Source organism: Micromonospora sp. KC721, from assembly GCF_004348355.1.
GTDB lineage: Bacteria > Actinomycetota > Actinomycetes > Mycobacteriales > Micromonosporaceae > Micromonospora.
Genome location: NZ_SMJY01000409.1, coordinates 1 through 798, shown reverse-complemented (window position 1 = coordinate 798; position 798 = coordinate 1). Strand labels below are relative to the sequence as shown.

The 798-nt window shown below is 77.1% G+C and carries 2 protein-coding genes; both read right to left on the bottom strand.

What is annotated here, in order from left to right; genetic code table 11:
• The coding region (locus E1182_RS30705) for a hypothetical protein (RefSeq protein WP_132271214.1) at positions 1–531 on the bottom strand (531 nt) is incomplete at its 3' end.
• 51 nt (positions 532–582) lie between these two features.
• Positions 583–798, bottom strand: a 216-nt coding sequence (locus E1182_RS30700) for an SAV_6107 family HEPN domain-containing protein (RefSeq protein ID WP_243706513.1), incomplete at its 5' end; no start/stop codon positions are given.

Below are 798 nucleotides of genomic sequence, written 5' to 3'. Positions count from 1 at the left end.
CTCCCACACCCCACGGACCACCTGGAGGGTGACGTCCGCGCCGTCCCACCGGCCGTACGGGACGAGCACGCAGCCGCGCTGGCGGGCGCGGGCGGCCAACCGGCCGGCGACCGAGGCGGAAACGGCCTGCGGCACAGCGGTGACCACCACGTCGACCCCGTCGATCAACGCGGCGACCACGGTGGGCCACTCGGGGCCCGGGTCGGGGACCAGGGCGAGCCGGTCCAGCGCGATGCCCAGCTCGGCGGCGGCACCCGCACCGAGGGTCGGCACCCCGACCACCGCACACCAGGAGCCGGCCCGGGACGCCTCGGCGAGCAACGCCAGGACCAGCGAGGTGCCGCCGCTGCGCCGGGGGCGGCTGGCGGAGACCGCGATCGTGCTGCCCCGACGCAGCCCCCGGTACGGCAGCAGACCGGTCAACTCGGGCGCCACCGGGAGCGTCCGGTGACCGCCGGCCGGGTCCGGCGCGCTCGCCGGGCGGACCAGAGCGGCCAGTGCGGCGGAGCCGGCCATCATGCGGCCCGCCATGGGCTCAACCCCCCGTCGTGGTGATCGTGGTGGTGCTGGGTCGGGCCGAGGTCAGGCCGCGCGGCCGTCGAGGGTGGGCTGGTGGACCAGACCGAGGGCGGCCTCCACCACCGTCACGAACTGCTCGGCGGCCCGGAGCAGGTCGTCGGCCTCCCGCGCACTCACCACCCGGGGTATTCCGGCCTCGGCGGCGGCCCGCTTGCCGGCGCCGGCGGCGAAGTAGGCGGCCCACTCGTCGAGTTCAGGAGCGACCGTGGTGAGCAGCAC